General features: G+C 44.4%; 12 protein-coding genes. 9 read left to right on the plus strand and 3 right to left on the minus strand.

Features of this window, described 5'->3' with window-relative positions:
• The first annotated feature begins 511 nt into the window (after positions 1-511).
• Positions 512-1,675 carry a cyclopropane fatty acyl phospholipid synthase gene (gene cfa, locus AC4IFO_RS13550; RefSeq protein ID WP_490735100.1) on the plus strand — a complete coding sequence of 388 codons (1,164 nt, stop codon included), beginning with the start codon at positions 512-514 and terminating at the stop codon, positions 1,673-1,675.
• 28 nt (positions 1,676-1,703) lie between these two features.
• On the opposite strand, the gene torS is transcribed toward cfa, so the two are convergent.
• Positions 1,704-4,460 carry a TMAO reductase system sensor histidine kinase/response regulator TorS gene (gene torS / locus AC4IFO_RS13555; protein WP_490735101.1) on the minus strand — a complete coding sequence of 919 codons (2,757 nt, stop codon included), beginning with the start codon at positions 4,458-4,460 and terminating at the stop codon, positions 1,704-1,706.
• An 84-nt stretch (positions 4,461-4,544) separates the two neighbouring features.
• Between torS and torT the strand changes: the two genes are divergently transcribed.
• Positions 4,545-5,576, plus strand: coding sequence for a TMAO reductase system periplasmic protein TorT (gene torT, locus AC4IFO_RS13560; RefSeq protein WP_490735225.1), 1,032 nt, complete (start codon positions 4,545-4,547; stop codon positions 5,574-5,576).
• Here the strand turns inward: torT and torR are convergent.
• The gene (torR, locus tag AC4IFO_RS13565; protein WP_490735103.1) at positions 5,549-6,250 is read right to left on the minus strand and encodes a two-component system response regulator TorR; all 702 of its coding nucleotides are present in this window, start codon (positions 6,248-6,250) and stop codon (positions 5,549-5,551) included. The genes torT and torR overlap by 28 nt on opposite strands.
• A gap of 136 nt (positions 6,251-6,386) precedes the next feature.
• On the opposite strand from torR, the gene torC reads away from it, so the two are divergent.
• The 4 genes from torC (at position 6,387) to AC4IFO_RS13585 (ending at position 11,419) form a co-directional block, all read left to right on the plus strand.
• Positions 6,387-7,556, plus strand: coding sequence for a pentaheme c-type cytochrome TorC (torC, locus tag AC4IFO_RS13570; RefSeq protein WP_490735105.1), 1,170 nt, complete (start codon positions 6,387-6,389; stop codon positions 7,554-7,556).
• Complete coding sequence (gene torA, locus AC4IFO_RS13575) at positions 7,556-10,102, plus strand: trimethylamine-N-oxide reductase TorA (RefSeq protein WP_490735107.1); 2,547 nt, start codon at positions 7,556-7,558, stop codon at positions 10,100-10,102. Before torC ends, torA begins: the two co-directional genes overlap by 1 nt.
• Positions 10,099-10,716 carry a molecular chaperone TorD gene (torD, locus tag AC4IFO_RS13580; protein WP_490735109.1) on the plus strand — a complete coding sequence of 206 codons (618 nt, stop codon included), beginning with the start codon at positions 10,099-10,101 and terminating at the stop codon, positions 10,714-10,716. The genes torA and torD overlap by 4 nt, the downstream gene beginning before the upstream one ends.
• A gap of 166 nt (positions 10,717-10,882) precedes the next feature.
• Positions 10,883-11,419, plus strand: a complete 537-nt coding sequence (locus tag AC4IFO_RS13585; RefSeq protein ID WP_490735111.1) for a GNAT family N-acetyltransferase — start codon at positions 10,883-10,885, stop codon at positions 11,417-11,419.
• 36 nt (positions 11,420-11,455) lie between these two features.
• Here AC4IFO_RS13585 and AC4IFO_RS13590 read toward each other — a convergent pair whose 3' ends face one another.
• On the minus strand, positions 11,456-12,082 hold the full coding sequence (locus AC4IFO_RS13590; RefSeq protein WP_490735113.1) for an NAD(P)H-binding protein: 627 nt from the start codon (positions 12,080-12,082) through the stop codon (positions 11,456-11,458).
• 498 nt (positions 12,083-12,580) lie between these two features.
• Here AC4IFO_RS13590 and AC4IFO_RS13595 point away from each other — a divergent pair, with 498 nt between their 5' ends.
• The 3 genes from AC4IFO_RS13595 (at position 12,581) to AC4IFO_RS13605 (ending at position 17,845) form a co-directional block, all read left to right on the plus strand.
• Positions 12,581-13,327, plus strand: a complete 747-nt coding sequence (locus tag AC4IFO_RS13595; protein ID WP_490735115.1) for a Slam-dependent surface lipoprotein — start codon at positions 12,581-12,583, stop codon at positions 13,325-13,327.
• Between the two features lie 78 nt (positions 13,328-13,405).
• Positions 13,406-14,857: a surface lipoprotein assembly modifier gene (locus AC4IFO_RS13600; RefSeq protein WP_490735117.1), complete on the plus strand. Its 1,452-nt coding sequence runs from the start codon at positions 13,406-13,408 to the stop codon at positions 14,855-14,857.
• A gap of 24 nt (positions 14,858-14,881) precedes the next feature.
• The gene (locus AC4IFO_RS13605; protein ID WP_490735120.1) at positions 14,882-17,845 is read left to right on the plus strand and encodes a TonB-dependent receptor domain-containing protein; all 2,964 of its coding nucleotides are present in this window, start codon (positions 14,882-14,884) and stop codon (positions 17,843-17,845) included.
• Positions 17,846-17,856: the final 11 nt, after the last annotated feature.

Here is a 17,856-nt window from a genome sequence, read left to right on the forward strand (position 1 = left end):
AGTTCGTTTAGTGATTGGTTTCATTGCACTCTCCAATTTTAAATTGAAAAAGTGTCAACCTTATTCAGGACGGGTCATTAAACTGATTAAAAGCGCTCAATAAATAATTGGGCGCTTTTTTATCCACTAAGATTATCTGCAAACAAAGCAGCCATTAACCCACCTGTAACTCCCTAAACTTTCTTATAAAAATATCTTTCATCATTTTGTCACTCACCTATGCCATACTAAAATCTAATGATATAAAGGCAATATTCCCTTATTTCACCTTAATTTTTGGTGATAAGTGCCTTTTATGTTGTTTAATTATGATTTTGATTGAAATTCACGCTGAAGGTTTTATATTTTTTAGAGAGTTATCTGAAACTGGATTTGAGCTTTATTTATAGCAACAATAACGCTAATACACTGTCTGCCATGCAGTGGTGGTCAATATTCCTGTTTTGCTGTACCGCGAATACGTCACAAATAAAGTTCTCTGAATCCCACTTTGCTAAAAATTGGAGATCAGATGAGTACTGAACATGCTGTTAATCAAAAAACCTCTGTCGACTCTTGGAAGCGCATTGTTAGCGAGCTATTAAGCGAGGCTGGCATTGAAATTAATGGCTCCCAACCTTTTGATATTCACGTCCATAATGACCAATTTTATAAACGAGTCTTGCAACAGGGCTCCATTGGGCTTGGCGAAAGCTATATGGACGGTTGGTGGGATTGCGAGCGTTTAGATATCTTTTTCCACCACGCACTCCGTCATGGGCTCGATAAAAAACTGCCACATAATTTCAGCGATACACTGAAAATTGCCATTGCACGCATTCGTAATTTACAAACACCAAAACGTGCGCGCATGGTTGGTGAAGAACATTACGACCTTGGCAACGACTTATTTTCACGGATGCTTGACCCTTATATGCAATATTCCTGCGGTTATTGGAAAGAGTTAGAAAATACTCCCGAAAACTTACCTTTGGCGCAAGAACAAAAATTAAAACTGATTTGCGAAAAACTGCAATTAAAACCGGGAATGCGCTTACTTGATATCGGTTGCGGTTGGGGAGGCCTTGCGGCTTTTGCTGCAAAACATTATTCAGTGTCAGTAATGGGTGTAACGATTTCCGCTGAGCAGCAAAAGTACGCACAAGCACGATGTGCTGAACTGAACGTACAAATTCGATTAGACGATTACCGTAATCTTAATGACCAATTCGATCGCATTGTTTCCGTTGGCATGTTTGAGCATGTCGGCCCAAAAAACTATGCAACCTATTTTGATGTAGTAAAACGCAATTTAAAACCAAATGGGCTATTTTTATTGCACACCATAGGTTCCAACCGAAATAAGGTCAATGTCGATGCATGGATCAATAAATATATATTTCCAAATGGTTGCCTACCTTCACTGCAAAATATTGGTGAAAGCAGTGAAAATAAATTAGTGATGGAAGATTGGCATAACTTTGGCGCTGACTACGATAAAACGCTGATGGCGTGGCATTCACGTTTCCAAGCCGCTTGGCCTGAACTAGAAGCAAACTATACACCGCGTTTTAAACGAATGTTTTCTTATTACTTAAATGCCTGTGCAGGTGCTTTTCGAGCCCGAGACATCCAGTTATGGCAAATTTTATGGAGCCCGCAAGGTGTCGAAGGTGGCCTACGAGTTGCAAGGTAAATCTTGGTGCAGTGAAGTGACGATGAGATCAAGCCGATTGATTATCTAACCATCGCTCAATCACCTGCACCCCATTTTCGATTTCTTTTCGTAACTCTGTGGGTTGTAAAGGGTCCTTCTCTAAAATAGCACATATCGTCGCTGCTGTTTGCATCCCTAAGCTGGCACAGCTGCTTTTTAACTGGTGTGCCAACCGTTTAATACGCTCGGCATCTTGTTGTTGATAAGCACCCTCAATATCGGCCAATAATGGGAAAGAATGCTGCTTAAAGATAGTTATCCACTCTTGAATTTTAGGATACCCCATCAATTGTGCATCATTTTCCAGTTGAGATAAATTGACCTGTTGTGGACTCTCTGAAGTGGTAGGAGAAAGGTATTCACCACCTGAAATATATTTAGTAATTAATTGATTGAGCGTATCCCGTGGAACGGGTTTTTGAATGATCCCGCGGAAAATTTTATTGGTACGCTGTCGCAACGTTTCATCAATCACATGGGCACTAAAACCTATTAGGATCAACAGCGGATATTGCTCTGATAACTGTTTTGCCAGTGTAATACCATCAATATCAGGCAAGCCAAAATCCACCAGCGCAGCGGTAAAGGAAGGTTGTTGTGAGAGTATCGCTAACGCTTCTGCGGCAGAGCCCGCAATCGTCACCTTCGCCCCGCTCGAAATGAGCATTTCACTGCTAATCTTTTGTGTCAGCGGGTTATCTTCTATCAGCAATAAATTCACGCCGTTCATGTTAACTGGTAAGCCAGAGGGCTTATCAATCGGTTTAGACGCAAGACAAAGGGGCAAGGTTAAGCGAAAACAGCTTCCCATACCCAACTCGCTATTGACCGTAAGCTCCCCGCCCATCGCCTCAGCCAAACTGGCACTAATGGTTAGCCCAAGGCCGGTTCCACCGCGCTGGCTATCGACTTGCACAAACGGTTTAAAAATATCCGCCAAACGCGAGCTTTCTATGCCACACCCTGTGTCTTCAACTTCAATAAACCAATATTTACCAAAACGGCAACTGCGCAGAGTAATTTGCCCTCTCTGTGTAAAGCGCAGCGCATTGCTCAATAAGTTAGTAATAATCTGCCGAATGCGTAACGGGTCACCCTGTAGTGTCGCAGGTAAGTCATCTGCAATATCTGCTATCATCTTGATAGTGCGGTTTTTATTACTCGCATTCATTAAATATAATGTGCTTTCTAATAACGGTTTAGGTTCAAAAGGTTCATCGCTAATAGAAACATTCTGCCCACCCGCTTCGATAGCTGAGTAATCTAAAATATCATTTAAAATAGCCAGTAAAGACTCACCTGAATCTGTTATTGCATGTAAATCTTCACGATATTGCTTGAGTGGTGGCTTTTCTAATAACAACTGAGCTGTCCCTAAAATGCCATATAATGGCGTACGAATTTCATGGCTCATCGCAGCCAAAAAGGCAGATTTGGCTTGGTTGGCTTTCTCCGCTTCCGCGCGTGCTTTTCGGTGTTCTACCACCAATACCCGTAATTCCGCCGTCCGTGCTTTGACTTGGTCGGCGAGTTGTTCACGCTGACTATTCAGCGCATGAACACTTGAGCGAAATGCATCCATTAAACGCCCGATGGTGTCCAATTCCTTCACCCCTGCGGTTTCAGGAAATGCGGAATCAATATCCCCCTCCAGTAGCCGTTGAAGTGCTTGAGTTTGTTGTTCTAACGGTTTAGTCACTAGTCGATAAACCACACGCCATAAAATCAAAACAAATGAAAAAAGTGACGCAATACTGAGTAACAATAACCAGTTTTGCCCCCGCTCACTGGCTTGCTTGAGTTGCGCAAGCGCAGTTTTGTTACGTTGTTCAATGGTATCAACCAGTTGGGTAACTTCACTGCTAAAACGGGCGAATTGGTCAATATTATTTTGCGATAAAATCTGTAAACGCGTGGTGATATCGTTTTCTTGGCGATACAGCGCAATCAGCTCCACATAACGGCTAACAACCTCCAACGCACTCGCCACTTGGTTACGCACAGCGGGATCTTCAATATATTTTTGCCGACGTTGGAGGATTTTCACTGCCTGATTGAGTTGGTTATCTAATTCCGCTGCATTGGGATTTAATGGCAAGGTACTTAAATTTAATACCATCTGCTGAACACGCATTGCACTAAGGCGTAACTCATTCATTTGGCTAACATATTCAAGGTCGATATCAATCAAACGGTCAAGTGCGGCCTGGGCTTGTGAAGTACGTTTCCCTTCAATCAAATCATATAAACTGACTTGCGTTGCCCCCGCAGAGGTCGCGGCATTGTTTGCCTGCCCATGGGCTAGCTGTGCAATTTCCCCTGCCGCTGAAATGATACGCTGCCGCAGTTGTCGTTGTGTATTTCGCAGAGTAAGCCGTTGACCAACTAACTCCCCTTGTTGGCTTAACGATTGAGCGATTTCTTTTTCTTGTTGCTCGATAGCGGAGGTGTCAAAGCCTTGTTGGCGAAGAGTTTTCAATAGGTTAGTAATTTTTAAGCTTTGTGCGGTTAACATTCGCCCTTGCGCAAGCCAGCTGTTTTCATTATCGGCATTGGTCAGGTTTTGCGCAGAAAAAAGCTCCCATGCGCTGGCTTCACTTAATTGACGCGCCATATTCATGGTTGGGATCAAGGCTTGAGTATTATCTTGCTCAACCTGACTCACAAAGCGGAGATTATACCAACCCACAAGGGTACTTATGAACGTCAATGCCGCCATTAAGGCAAAGCCCATCCATAATCGTCGAGTCAGTGATAAGTTCACGGTTTACGTACCTAGCGGTTAATAAAGGTTGAGTTCGTCTTACGAAAGCATTTAGGATAAAGGTTTATGACCAGTGAGGCTATCATGCGCGCATTTATTTTACTGTTCGTCACGTTTTACGCAGTGCTGGGTTATGCTGCGGATAAAGATAAAGCGCTATTACGTTGGCAAGATAACTTATCTTTTGGTCATCAAAAGCACCAAACTTCCCATGCTACTAAGGTCTGGAAGTTATGTGCCCTTTATCCAAGTTTAAAAGATTCCTATTGGTTATCCATCAATTACGGTATGCAAAAAGCGGCTCAAACTTATGGCGTCGATTTAAAAGTTTTAGAAGCTGGCGGCTATAATCAACTCGCCACTCAGCAAAAACAAATCACCCAATGCCAACAATGGGGGGCCGATGCATTGTTGCTCGGGAGCAGCACGACATCATTTCCTAACTTACGCCAACAAGTAGGTGATTTACCTGTGATTGAAGTGGTTAATGCCACGCACGATAACATGGTCAAAACTCGCGTTGGTGTGCCATGGTTCCAAATGGGTTATCAACCTGGTCGTTACCTTGTTCAATGGAGCAAAGGCAACACATTGAAAGTTTTGTTAATGCCCGGCCCGCGTGATGCAGGCGGCAGCCAAGAAATGGAAGATGGTTTTCAACAAGCCATAGCTGGGAGTAATGTGACTATTGTTGATATTGCTCATGGTGATAACGACCTTGAAATCCAACGTAATTTATTGCATGAAATGTTAGAGCGCCACCCAGATATCGATGTCGTGGTCGGCACGGCCATTGCAGCGGAGGCAGCAATGGGAGAAAAACGTAACCTTGCAAAACCACTCAATATTGTGTCTTTTTATTTATCTCACCAAGTCTACCGTGGCTTAAAACGTGGCCGAATTATCATGGCAGCCAGTGACCAAATGGTTTGGCAAGGGGAACTTGTTATTGAGCAAGCGATTAATGTACTCGAAGGTCATGGCGTACCGGATAACATCAGCCCACCGATTTTAGTTTTAACCCAGCAAAATGCGGATAGTGAGCACTTACGTTGTTCACTTTCTCCGGGGGGATTTCGCCCTGTTTATCAATATACATCCGCCGCTAAAAAGTAACCTTCCCCGTGCTGAGTGACCAGTAAATCCGCCTTTAATTTGTGGCGCAAACGGCGGATTAGCACATCGACGGTACGCAAATCGGGGTTATCCACACGGCGGGCTGATAACATGCGTAATAACCGCTCACGACTTAGAATTTCCCTTGGGTTCGTCACAAAGGCGACTAGCATTTCATATTCAGCACGCGTTAATTTAATAGTTTCTTGGTTAAATTCTAATGTGTGCATGGAAACATTGAGGCAATAACCAGCAAATTGGTAGCAATTATCTTGGGAAATAGGTTGCGGGTGTGCTTGGTTTGCTAAGTCGATGCGCCATAACAGGTTTTTCACACGCACGACGAGCTCACGCAATTCCAGCGGTTTCGTCACATAATCATCCGCGCCCATTTCTAAGCCAACAATGCGGTCAATTTGGTCGCTCCGCCCTGTGACTAAAATAATCCCGACAGTAAAACGCTCTCGCAGCGCCCTTGTGAGCATTAAACCGTTTTCATCGGGTAAGTTAATATCCAATAAAATCAAGTCAACAGGCTGAAGCTCCATAATTTCACGTAACCCCGCACCACTACCCGTGACAGAGACACGATACCCTTCTTGCTCAAAATAGGCTTGTAGTCTTGCTTGAGTAACGGGCTCGTCTTCAACAACCACAATGTGATGCGATGTCATCGATTTCGTCTCTTCTGTTCATATCTGTTCATATTTGTTCATATCTTGCCGTAAGTTGTTCATCCTGACCAGTACCGCTATTCATATTTACTGAATAAGATCCTCTGTATTAAACCATATTATTTTAGGGGATATTATGCGGAAACTCTGGAGAGCGTTATTAAGGCCAAGTGCGCGTTGGTCAATGCTCACACTACTTATCGCCGGTATTGTTGTCGGCGTTGCACTCATCGTTGTTCCTCATGTGGGGATGAAAGTCACCAGCACAACGGAATTCTGTGTTAGCTGTCACAGCATGGAAACCGTTTACGAAGAATATAAACAATCTGTTCATTTCCAAAACGCTTCCGGTGTTCGCGCTGAGTGCCACGACTGCCACATACCTAACGATCTCCCCGGCATGATTAAACGTAAACTCGAAGCGAGCAATGATATTTATCAAACATTTATCGCTCACTCGATCGACACCCCAGAAAAATTTGAAGCGAAACGCGCTGAACTTGCAGAACGCGAGTGGGCTCGCATGAAAGAAAATAACTCCGCGACATGCCGCTCCTGCCATGATTACGATTCGATGGATCACGCAAAACAAAACCCAGAAGCCGCGCGCCAAATGCAAATTGCAGCGAAAGACAACCAATCTTGTATCGATTGCCACAAAGGCATTGCCCACCAATTACCGGATATGAGTAGTGGTTTCCGTAAGCAATTTGACGAATTACGTGCCAAAGCAAATGACGATGGCGATACGTTATATTCCCTTGATATCAAACCGCTTTACGCGCAAAAAGGTGATAAAGACCCAGCAGGTTCATTGCTGCCAGCATCTGAAGTGAAAGTGTTAAAGCGCGATGGGGATTGGCTACAAGTGGAAATCACAGGTTGGACAGAAACTGATGGCCGCCGCCGTGTACTTTCTGAATTACCGGGTAAGCGTATTTTCGTTGCCTCTATCCGTGGTGATGTTCAAGAAAACGTAAAAAACCTCGAAAGTACGACCGTCGAGGCAACAGATACCTCATGGAGCAAATTGCAAGCCACTGCGTGGATGCAACAAGGGGATATGGTCAATGATATCAAACCAATTTGGGCTTATGCGGACTCTTTATATAACGGTTCATGCAATCAGTGCCACGGGGCACCTGATATCGCCCACTTCGACGCTAATGGCTGGATAGGCACCTTAAATGGCATGATTGGCTTTACCAGTTTAGATAAACGCGAAGAACGTACCTTATTGAAATACCTGCAAATGAATGCATCTGATACCGGTGGTGCTGCACACGGTGACAACGGAGAAAAATAATGAAAAATAATCCGACATTTCAAGCTTCTCGTCGACGTTTTCTTGCCCAACTGGGCGGGCTAACAGTGGCGGGGATGCTAGGCCCCTCATTACTAACCCCACGAAAAGCCAGTGCAGCAACGGCGACAGAGCAAACCGCCGTGGTACAAGAAGGCATTTTAACGGGGTCGCACTGGGGTGCTATTCGAGCCACCGTTGTCGATGGTCGGTTTATCGAGGCGAAAGCCTTTGAACGTGATAAATTCCCATCCAAAATGATCGCAGGTTTACCTGACCACGTACATGGCACTGCGCGCATTCGCTACCCCATGGTACGGGTTGATTGGCTGCGTAAACGCCATTTAAGCGATACCACCCAACGGGGCGATAACCGTTTTGTACGTGTTTCGTGGGATGAAGCCTTAGATTTATTCTATCAAGAGCTTGAACGTATTCAGACAACTTATGGCCCAAGTGGATTATTAACCGCAAGCGGCTGGCAATCAACAGGCATGTTCCATAATGCGTCGGGGATGCTTGCCCGTGCCATCGCCCTGCATGGTAACAGCGTCAGCACGGGGGGTGACTACTCCACAGGGGCTGCGCAGGTTATTTTACCTCGCGTCGTGGGTTCGATGGAGGTCTACGAGCAGCAAACTTCATGGCCACTGGTATTGGAGAACAGTAAAACCATCGTGTTGTGGGGCTCTGACCTAATTAAAAACCAGCAAGCTAACTGGTGGTGCCCAGACCACGATGTGTACGCCTATTACGAGCAGCTCAAAGAAAAAGCGGCGAGCGGCGAAATAAACGTGATCAGTATTGACCCCATCATCACCTCCACCCATGATTACCTTGGGCGTGATAATGTTCAGCATATTGCGATTAACCCGCAAGCTGACGTGCCATTGCAACTTGCTTTAGCCCACACGCTGTATACGGAAGGATTACACGATAAAAACTTCCTCAAAGATTACTGTGTTGGTTTTGACCTGTTTGTGCCTTATTTACTCGGGGAAAAAGATGGGCAACCCAAAGATGCACAATGGGCAGCCAAAATTTGTGGGATTGATGCCGAAACCATCCGCACGCTTGCACGCCAAATGGCGGCCAACCGCACGCAAATTATTGCGGGCTGGTGCGTACAGCGCATGCAACATGGCGAGCAATGGTCGTGGATGATTGTCGTCTTAGCGGCAATGCTAGGGCAAATTGGTTTGCCGGGAGGCGGGTTTGGCTTCGGTTGGCACTATAACGGCGCAGGCACACCTAGCCGCCAAGGAATTATTTTAAGTGGTTTTTCTGGTTCAACCAAAGTCCCTCCAATTCACGACAGCAATGATTACAAGGGCTATAGCAGTACCATTCCAATCGCGCGTTTTATCGATGCGATTTTAGAACCGGGTAAAACCATTAATTGGAACGGTAAATCCGTCAAACTACCGCCATTAAAAATGTGCGTGTTTGCAGGGACTAACCCGTTCCATCGCCACCAGCAAATTAACCGTATTATTGAGGGGTGGCGTAAGCTTGAAACGGTGGTTTCGATTGATAATCAATGGACATCTACCTGCCGTTTTGCCGATATTGTCTTGCCTGCCACAACGCAATTTGAGCGTAATGACCTCGACCAATATGGTAACCACTCTAATCGCGGCATTATTGCGATGAAACAGTTAGTTGAGCCACAGTTTGAATCGCGCAACGATTTTGATATTTTCCGTGACTTATGCCGTCGTTTTGGACGTGAAGACGCATTCACCGAAGGCTTAGACCAAATGGGCTGGCTCAAACGGATTTGGCAAGAAGGCAGCCAGCAAGGAAAAGGCCGCGGGATCCATTTACCTGCTTTTGATGCATTTTGGGAAAAAGACGGTTATGTGGAATTTGAACATCCGCAAATGTTTGTTCGCCACCAAGCCTTTAGGGAAGATCCTGATTTAGAGCCGCTGGGTACGCCAAGCGGCTTGATTGAGATATACTCAAAAACCATCGCAGATATGCAATATGATGACTGCCAAGGTCACCCGATGTGGTTTGAAAAAGTTGAACGCTCCCACGGTGGTCCAGGTTCAAAGCAATGGCCTCTGCATTTGCAATCTGCCCACCCTGATTTTCGCTTGCACTCGCAATTATGTGAATCGCCTGCGTTACGCCAATATTATTCCGTGAGTGGTAAAGAACCCGTATTCATCAGCCCTCAAGATGCCAAAGCTCGTGGAATTCATAACGGTGATGTTGTTCGAGTCTTTAATGACCGAGGGCAAGTCTTAGCGGGTGCCGTGGTTTCTGACTTGTATACCCAAGGTGTTGCCCGTATTCACGAAGGTGCTTGGTATGACCCCACTAAAGGCGGTGAAATCAATGCGCTGTGTAAATATGGCAACCCTAACGTATTAACGTTAGATATTGGTACATCACAATTAGCCCAAGCCACCAGCGCGCATACGACCTTAGTGGAAATTGAAAAATTCACTGGGCAAATCGATAGCGTCAGTGCATTTGATGGACCAATTGAAATGGTGGCACAATGTGAATATGTGCCTGCATCACAGGTGAACAAATGACCAAGAACAGCAAGTTAACCGCAGAACAGATAGCCTGTATTTATGCATGGCTAGCACAGCTATTCTCACGTGAATTGGCTAGCAGTCAATTGGAACAACTTCAGTCCACCGATATGGTGGGCTGGTTTGCCATTCTTGAGCAAGAACCGTTATTGAGTGCGACAACTCATGAATTAAAAGCAAAAATTGATGCCCTTGCACATCGACCTGATGCCCAATTAGAATTGGCTGCGGATTTTTGCAGCCTATTTTTAATGTCGGACAAACAATCCGCCTTACCTTATGCCTCGGTTTACCCAAGTAATGGGCAAAATAACGCACAAATTACGTGTTTGTTATTAGAAGCAGGAATGGAAACCAGTGATGTATTTAATGAACCATCAGACCATCTTTCCATCTTTTTGGAATTACTCAGTCACCTGCATTTTTCATTAAATGACCCCAGTGTTGATCATGAAAAAGTCAGGCAATTACGCCAGCAAACCTTATCGATTTTATTGTCGTGGCTCCCCACATTTAGCCACAATTGCCAACGTTATGATGAATTCGGTTTTTATGGTGCATTAAGCCAACTGTTGCTTACATTAGTTCAGTTGGATGAGCAAGACAGCTAAACTCAACCAAAAGGCCATTTTATTTGCCTTTCTAAATAAACGGCCTTTTGGTTACTACTAACTACATATCCCGCAAATACCCGCTTAATCGCATTCAAAACTTTATTCAAAATGGCCACCCCTCCTATACTACCTATTCTGTTTTCCGCTTCCCCAAAGGTATTTTATGACTATTCAATACAGGCAATGCCACACTTCACAGCTCACTGATGACGAAAAAGACGCTTTATTCGATATGTTATTTGTCGGGTTTGAAGGGAATTTCACACGAGATGATTTTGAGCACACCTTGGGGGGAATGCACGTGTTTGCCTATGACCAACATCGTATCGTGGGTCACGTAGCGATTATTCAGCGCCATATGGCCATTAATGATAAGCCGATTTCAGTGGGGTATGTCGAAGCGATGGCGGTACTGGAAAGTTATCGCCGTCAAGGTATTGCCCGTGAATTGATGTCTATGACCAATACCATCATCGGCAATTGCTATCAACTTGGCTTACTGTCAGCCTCTGACGAAGGGTTTCACCTGTATCAATCCCTCGGTTGGAAAGTGTGGAAAGGCGGCTTGTTTGAATTACGCCAAGGCGCTTATGTTCGCTCTGAAGGTGAAGAAGGTGGCGTGATGGGCTGGTCTAAAGATAATTCGGTTAAATTTACTGAATCCCTGTACTGCGACTTTCGCGGTGGCGATCAGTGGTAATGGCCTGAATATCAGGCCGTTAACAATAACCTAGACTTATTTACTGATAGTCAGGTCTGGCTGAATAAGGCTAAAAATTTGCTTTTTCAATTCGGGTTGTCTCGCAAGTTGGTAAACCTGCGCAGCAACATCAGCACGCATCACTAACCCATGCGCTTCAATATTTTGCTGCAAAATAGACTTTCCTGTTGCCTTTCCATGAAGTAACCCGCCAGGTCGTACAATGGCAAAATCAAGGGAGCTGGTTTGTAACCATGATTCCGCCAGCGATTTTTCTCTTACGGCTTGGCCGAAAGCGGCTTTTGACCGTAAAGAGAGATACTGCCATGAATCTCCACACCCCAAAGAGGTTACTAATACCATCCGGGAGATCCCCGCTTGCTCTGCACAATCAATAACGGTACGGTTTGCCAAATAGTCTTGCGAGCCCCCCATGGTGGAAATCACTGTAGCACCAGCACCTGCCGCTTCGCACGCCGCAGTCACAACCGCCTCATCGCAAGCATCCCCCACAAATACACGCACACCCTGCAATGACAACTTTTCAACGGCTTCGGTATTGCGTACCACTGCCACCAGTTGCTGCTGATTTGCAATCGCAAGCTGAGCTATCATATTCCCAACCCCTTTCCCACCTGCACCAAAAAGTAGCCACTGAGCCATAAATTCACCTTAGTTATTCACTGAAATTATGCCTCACGCTACCAGACTAATTGAAATATAAAAACCATTCATTGTGGGAATATCTCCAATCCCGTTGAAGTTCGGTAATTTTTATGTAAACAGGAGTACAGCTGGCGCAATAACCACACTTGTTAAAAACAAATAAACATCAGCAACTCTAATGATTAACTCAAACAAATGATTCATTTTAAAATTATTAAAATGTGATCAATTTAACCTTTTCATTAAAAAAACTTTAGCTTAACCATAATAGCCATTAACAAAAGACAATAAAAAACCAACTTAATATCAACAACTAACGCTTCAAATCAAAACACTATCTCATTGATACCCCTAGTTATATTATTGTTAATACGAATAATTATCATTTGCTTTTATATTTTTATTTGATTTAATGATTCGCGAAATGTATAGCCATCATGATGATTTCAAAAACCGTAACATCATTATTTCCTTTAATAAAAATGGAGTATTTAGATGAAAAAGTTAAATGTTATCGCTCTAGCCTTCGTTACCTGCGGAATGTCTTTTGGTGCTTTTGCTGCGCTAGGTTCTGATCAAAGCCAGCCGTTCAAGCCCAATTCGCCTTCCATTAAAGTTGGGCCAACTGAAGGCACCGCAGGTGGTCATGGTGGCGCAGTAGGCGACCCAGGAATCGGTGTCCAATCGGTATACAGTGGAAAAATCATTTCATTCTCAGGCTTGACCAGAATGGCGCCAAAACAACCTGGCAATGAGGCTTATGTTATCTCCATGCCTAACACATCAACCTCACATGACAAAATGGGCGTGTTTAACTTTGCCCAAGTCGCTGATGCTGAAGTCTATTTTGGCGAGTGGTCATCAACGGGCGCAGCAACTGACACAACACATACCACCTATTACTCCGGTAAAGATGTCACCACAAACATGCCAACAGCAGGTACTGCAGAGTATTCGGTTAAAGGAATTAGCCAATATAACGGTGGTGCAATGGCGGCGGGTACCCTTACGGCAAACTTTGGCACCAAATCATTAGCTGGGAATATTGGTGCAACCAACATTGATGCCACAATTAAAAATAATGCCACCTTTGCTGGTGAAGCCACCCTGAATGAAGCGGTAGGTAAAACTCGTGGTCACTTCTTTGGCGATCAGGCCAAACATATTGCGGGTGTGACCGAGTTTAGCGATCACAGTAAAGATATGGCGTTTGGCGGAAGCCGTGGAAATATCGCGCAATAATCCCTAATTCACACTCTGCTATCAACGGCGAAATGGATTTTGCCGTTGATAGCAAACTTTCAACATCGAAACTGACCTATGCGATATTCTTTTTTATTACCGTTCACCCTCGTAACGGCCTCTTTATCTGCATTCTCTGCCAACCTCGATACCGATCGCGAACAATTATTATGGCAAAAAGATAGGCAGAGTTACCGTGATAAAAGCGCAGCGGCCCCCGATGATAGCCAGCCTATGTTACTTGATGGCATGTCCATCAACCTTAATGGGCAAACTTACTCCCTCAAAAATAATGCCCAAGATCTTGGACAAGCCATTTACCTTGCGATAAATCATCGCCAATTTCAGGACGTGCAACGTTTATTACCACGTTATCAAACTTTATCTGATGCGGATCCATTGTTGGTGCTGTTTGCTAAAGCTGAAGTCGCAAAATCACAAAAAAAGTATGCCCAAGCAATTGATTATTACCAGCAAATACTAGAACGTTCCCCACATTTTTTACGTATTAAATTGGAACTGGCTCGCACCTATTATGAAGATAACCAAAACAGTGAGTCTTTGGCTCTATTTACTAACCTAATTAACGACGAAAATTTAGCGTTACCTGCAAGTGTCCAGCAAACAATTCAACAGTTTATTGCTGCCATTGAAAACCGAACTTCATGGACAGGAAGTTTATCCCTTGGTTATAAATACAATAGTAATATCAACCAAGTACCTGATAAAAATAAAGTGTGGGAAACACCAGGAGGCACATGGAAAATGGCCGACCCTATTTCTGCTTCAGGCTTATCCCTTGATGCTAGCTTGAGTAAAATTGTCCCTATCGCAGGCCATCATTCCCTACAAATCAAAGGTACCGCTTATGGAGACCGCTATCCTCATGAGGGGGAATTTAGTGAAAATACAACTTCATTCGCTACCTTATATCGGTTTAATAATGCCAATAGTACCTTTTCTGTAGGCCCACAACTTGAGCTTAAAACCGTGGACGGGAAACGCCGATACCTTGGCACAGGAGGGCGAATCGACGGCGACTACCAATTTACCCCCCAAGTTATTCTCACCGCATCGGCTGATTACCAACAACTTCATTACCAAAAGCCCTATGACAGCGCAGATGGCAGCCGTTCAAGTTTACATCTCACGGGAATTTATGGCGTAACCGCAGAAACCTCCTTGTTTTTAGGCGCTGATGCAACTCGCGTTAGAACAGAAGTTCGTAGCGATGATTATGATCAGTTAGGCGTTCGCGCAGGCTTTTTCAGCATATTAACCCCTGATATCCATTTATTAGGTTTAGCCACCTATCGGGAAAGCCAGTTCCAAGATTTTAACGCCATGTTGAATGTGAAACGCCACGACCGCGAAGCCATGTATTTTGCACGGCTCAACTTCCCTAACTATTCGCTTTTTACATTTACCCCTTATACCAGTTACCGCTTTCGTGATAACCGCAGTTCGGCTGATGGGATCTACTCCTATCACCAGCATGAAATTTCTGTCGGGGTTGAAACCCGATTTTAAGTGTTATGGCATAGAGAAACTAAAATGTATAAATTCCCATTAAACCCAGTGGCAGCAGCAATCATCGCTACACTTACCTTCCCTGCAACCACCTTTGCAGAAAAGCAAGAACACCTTGGTACGATCACCGTCGAAGATGCAGCAAAAACCATCAAAGAACGAGATAGACAAGGCTACGACGACCAATATGATTCCAAAGGATCTAAAGTTTATTTAGGCAAAGATCTTGTCGAACGCTATAAGGGCACCAGTACCGCCGATGTCTTAAATAGCGCCATTGGTGTCTACAGCGGAGATGCCCGTAATAGTGGCGCGTTAGACCCTAATGTTCGCGGAATTCAAGGGCAAGAGCGCGTGCCCGTCACCGTCGATGGTACCGAGCAATCTTTAACTGTCTGGCGAGGTTATAGTGGGGCGAATAACCGTAACTATGTTGACCCCAATTTAATCAGTAGCATTGAGATTGAGAAAAGTGGTTCTTTAACGGGCGATATTAAAACCTCTGTCGGCGGTGGTATTGCTATCCGTACTCTAGGTATTGATGATGTCGTCGCCCCCGATGAAAAATTTGGTGTGAGTTTAAAATTAGAAACCAGCAGCAATTCCACGAGAGAACGTATCTCACACTTTGCTTATGGCGAAGATTACCGCGATCATCCCGAAATTTATAAAAAAAATAACTATGTTTTCTCAGATCCTGCCGTCAATATCATCCCTAAATCCCGTGGTAATGCGCAGTTTTTTAACTTTAAAGATAACGGAGGACGAATTGCCGTTGGAACACGGCAAGAAAAATTTGATGTCATGGCTGCTTATGCATATCGGCGCCAAGGTAATTATTTTGCGGGTAAAAATGGCGCACACCGTTACAAAGAGTCCGTCCAGCTAAATGAACAACAAACCTTACAACAACAACTTGGGCCAGACCCTTACATGCCCTTTGCTGCAAATATCTATCGTCCCGGTAAAGAGGTCACCAATACCTCAAATGAGTTGGAATCGTACTTAATTAAAACCAATTTGTACCTCACTGAAAACCAAACATTGCACGTTGGTTTTCGCCGTAGTGAAAGTACTTACGGTGAAATTATGCCGTCGCGTATTGGTTTTCAAGAACTTGAGGGCAAACACCTTGTTCCTCAATGGCCTTTAGCGCACTTTACTGTGAATGCCTACAATGCAGAATATGCGTGGCAACCTGATGATAACCCTTGGATTGACTTCAATGCTAACCTCTGGATGACTCACTCCGTTGGCGATACCAATACATCAGGTGGCTACCCTAGAGAGCCGAAAGAACGGGATTGGGGATTTGAAGGTGGCTATGGGCCAGGAAAAGACCCTAAAATTGATGGTTCCTTGATCAATACCGCCGCAACGAACTCGGAAAATGACCGTATTGGCTTTAACTTAAACAATACGATGTCATTAACATCGAACCTTGATTTAACCCTACGGGGATCGATGCTAAAGGAAAAATTAGACTCTAATGACGTGGTTCCCTCACAAACTGCCAGCCCATTTATTGCCCTTCCCCGCAAAGGGCACCGTCAAGAAACCAGTGTCGCTTTTAACTTCAACTACCGCCCAACGAGTTGGTTAGAACTGGATGCCGGTGCAAAATACATTGATGGTTGGACTGAGGATGATTACTTAAAAGAGCAAATGCGAAAGCGTGTTAAAGGCTTCCAAAACCCCGATCAACGCCTAGCCCGAAATATCAACTATAAGCGGATATTAACACAAAGTGAGTATGACCAAGCCATTGCAAAGGGTTATAAACCCTTTGCTGGAGGCTATCGTAACGACCTAATTTTAACCTCTGTACTTGGGTTAGATGATGCTAACTATACCGTTTACATTACCAAGAGAGAAAATGGCTCATCACCTGATGAAAATGGCGTTTTAGACGTTAACTTCCAAACAAAATGGAAATCGGATAGCGATGGCCGCTATACCACAAAAACTAATCCTTTCCACAACGGCACATTTGACTCACAAGCTAGGGCAATTGACCCAGCAACAGGCAAAGAAGTGTTTGTCTATAACGATGCCTATGAGCACCCTGCTGATGAAATAACACGGGAACTAACAGAAGAAGAAAAATGGAAATTTACAGGGAAACAAAAAAGCCATGGCTGGGCGCCGGCTTTTGGTGCCAATATCTACCTCACTGATAACGACCGTATTTATGCACGTTATATCGAGACTATCCGCTTACCTAGCATCTTCGAAAATAGCATTGGTTTTGCAGGGGAAAGTGAAGCTAGAAAAGAAAAAATGACCTTTAAGCCTGAGCGCGGCAAAACTATGGAATTTGGTTACTCTCGTAATCTGCAAGATTTACTCGGCGCTGAGCGTTTTGCGGATGTCAAAATTGGCTATTACCATACGGTCATTGAGAATGCCTTTGACCGTGATGGACGTCTAAATTTCATTCAAGTAAAAGAACATAAAACGGCGGGGATTGAACTTCAAGCTCGTTACGATAATGGTAATGCCTTTATGGATGTTGGCGTGGATTATCGCTTAAAAAATGAAGTTTGTGATGATGCCGAACCCGCCAAATTAGATATCGGTAACCAGTACAACGTCTCCCACTGTACCACTGCGGGTTTCCCGGGAGGATTCTTGCGCACGCAACTTCAACCAAAGTATGCCATTAACTCAAACCTTGGCATGCGTTTTATGGATGAAACACTCGAAGTCGGCACTCGCTTACGTTACACCAGCAGTGTACAAAACAAGGACGAAAAGAAATTAATCCAGCGTTATCCGGGCAAGTATTCGATGGCGAATAACAGCCCCATGCATTGGGCACCTAATTTCACCGCGGATGCCTATGCAAGCTATCAGATTGATAAACACGTCAATGTTGAATTTTTAGTGACCAACCTCACCGACCGCTACTATATTGACCCATTAACTCGCAGCATGATGCCAGCCCCAGGAAGAACTTTCCGCCTAGGACTTAATGCACAATTTTAGCTCTTAACCGC

This window comes from Providencia sp. UF-224, assembly GCF_058245955.1.

What these genes read in the sequence shown, in the direction of transcription:
- cfa (WP_490735100.1), top strand. Translation starts at nt 512, where the DNA reads ATGAGTACTGAACATGCTGTTAATCAAAAAACCTCTGTCGACTCTTGG.
- torT (WP_490735225.1), top strand. Translation starts at nt 4,545, where the DNA reads ATGCGCGCATTTATTTTACTGTTCGTCACGTTTTACGCAGTGCTGGGT.
- torR (WP_490735103.1), bottom strand. Translation starts at nt 6,250, where the DNA reads ATGACATCGCATCACATTGTGGTTGTTGAAGACGAGCCCGTTACTCAA.
- torC (WP_490735105.1), top strand. Translation starts at nt 6,387, where the DNA reads ATGCGGAAACTCTGGAGAGCGTTATTAAGGCCAAGTGCGCGTTGGTCA.
- torA (WP_490735107.1), top strand. Translation starts at nt 7,556, where the DNA reads ATGAAAAATAATCCGACATTTCAAGCTTCTCGTCGACGTTTTCTTGCC.
- torD (WP_490735109.1), top strand. Translation starts at nt 10,099, where the DNA reads ATGACCAAGAACAGCAAGTTAACCGCAGAACAGATAGCCTGTATTTAT.
- AC4IFO_RS13585 (WP_490735111.1), top strand. Translation starts at nt 10,883, where the DNA reads ATGACTATTCAATACAGGCAATGCCACACTTCACAGCTCACTGATGAC.
- AC4IFO_RS13590 (WP_490735113.1), bottom strand. Translation starts at nt 12,082, where the DNA reads ATGGCTCAGTGGCTACTTTTTGGTGCAGGTGGGAAAGGGGTTGGGAAT.
- AC4IFO_RS13595 (WP_490735115.1), top strand. Translation starts at nt 12,581, where the DNA reads ATGAAAAAGTTAAATGTTATCGCTCTAGCCTTCGTTACCTGCGGAATG.
- AC4IFO_RS13600 (WP_490735117.1), top strand. Translation starts at nt 13,406, where the DNA reads ATGCGATATTCTTTTTTATTACCGTTCACCCTCGTAACGGCCTCTTTA.
- AC4IFO_RS13605 (WP_490735120.1), top strand. Translation starts at nt 14,882, where the DNA reads ATGTATAAATTCCCATTAAACCCAGTGGCAGCAGCAATCATCGCTACA.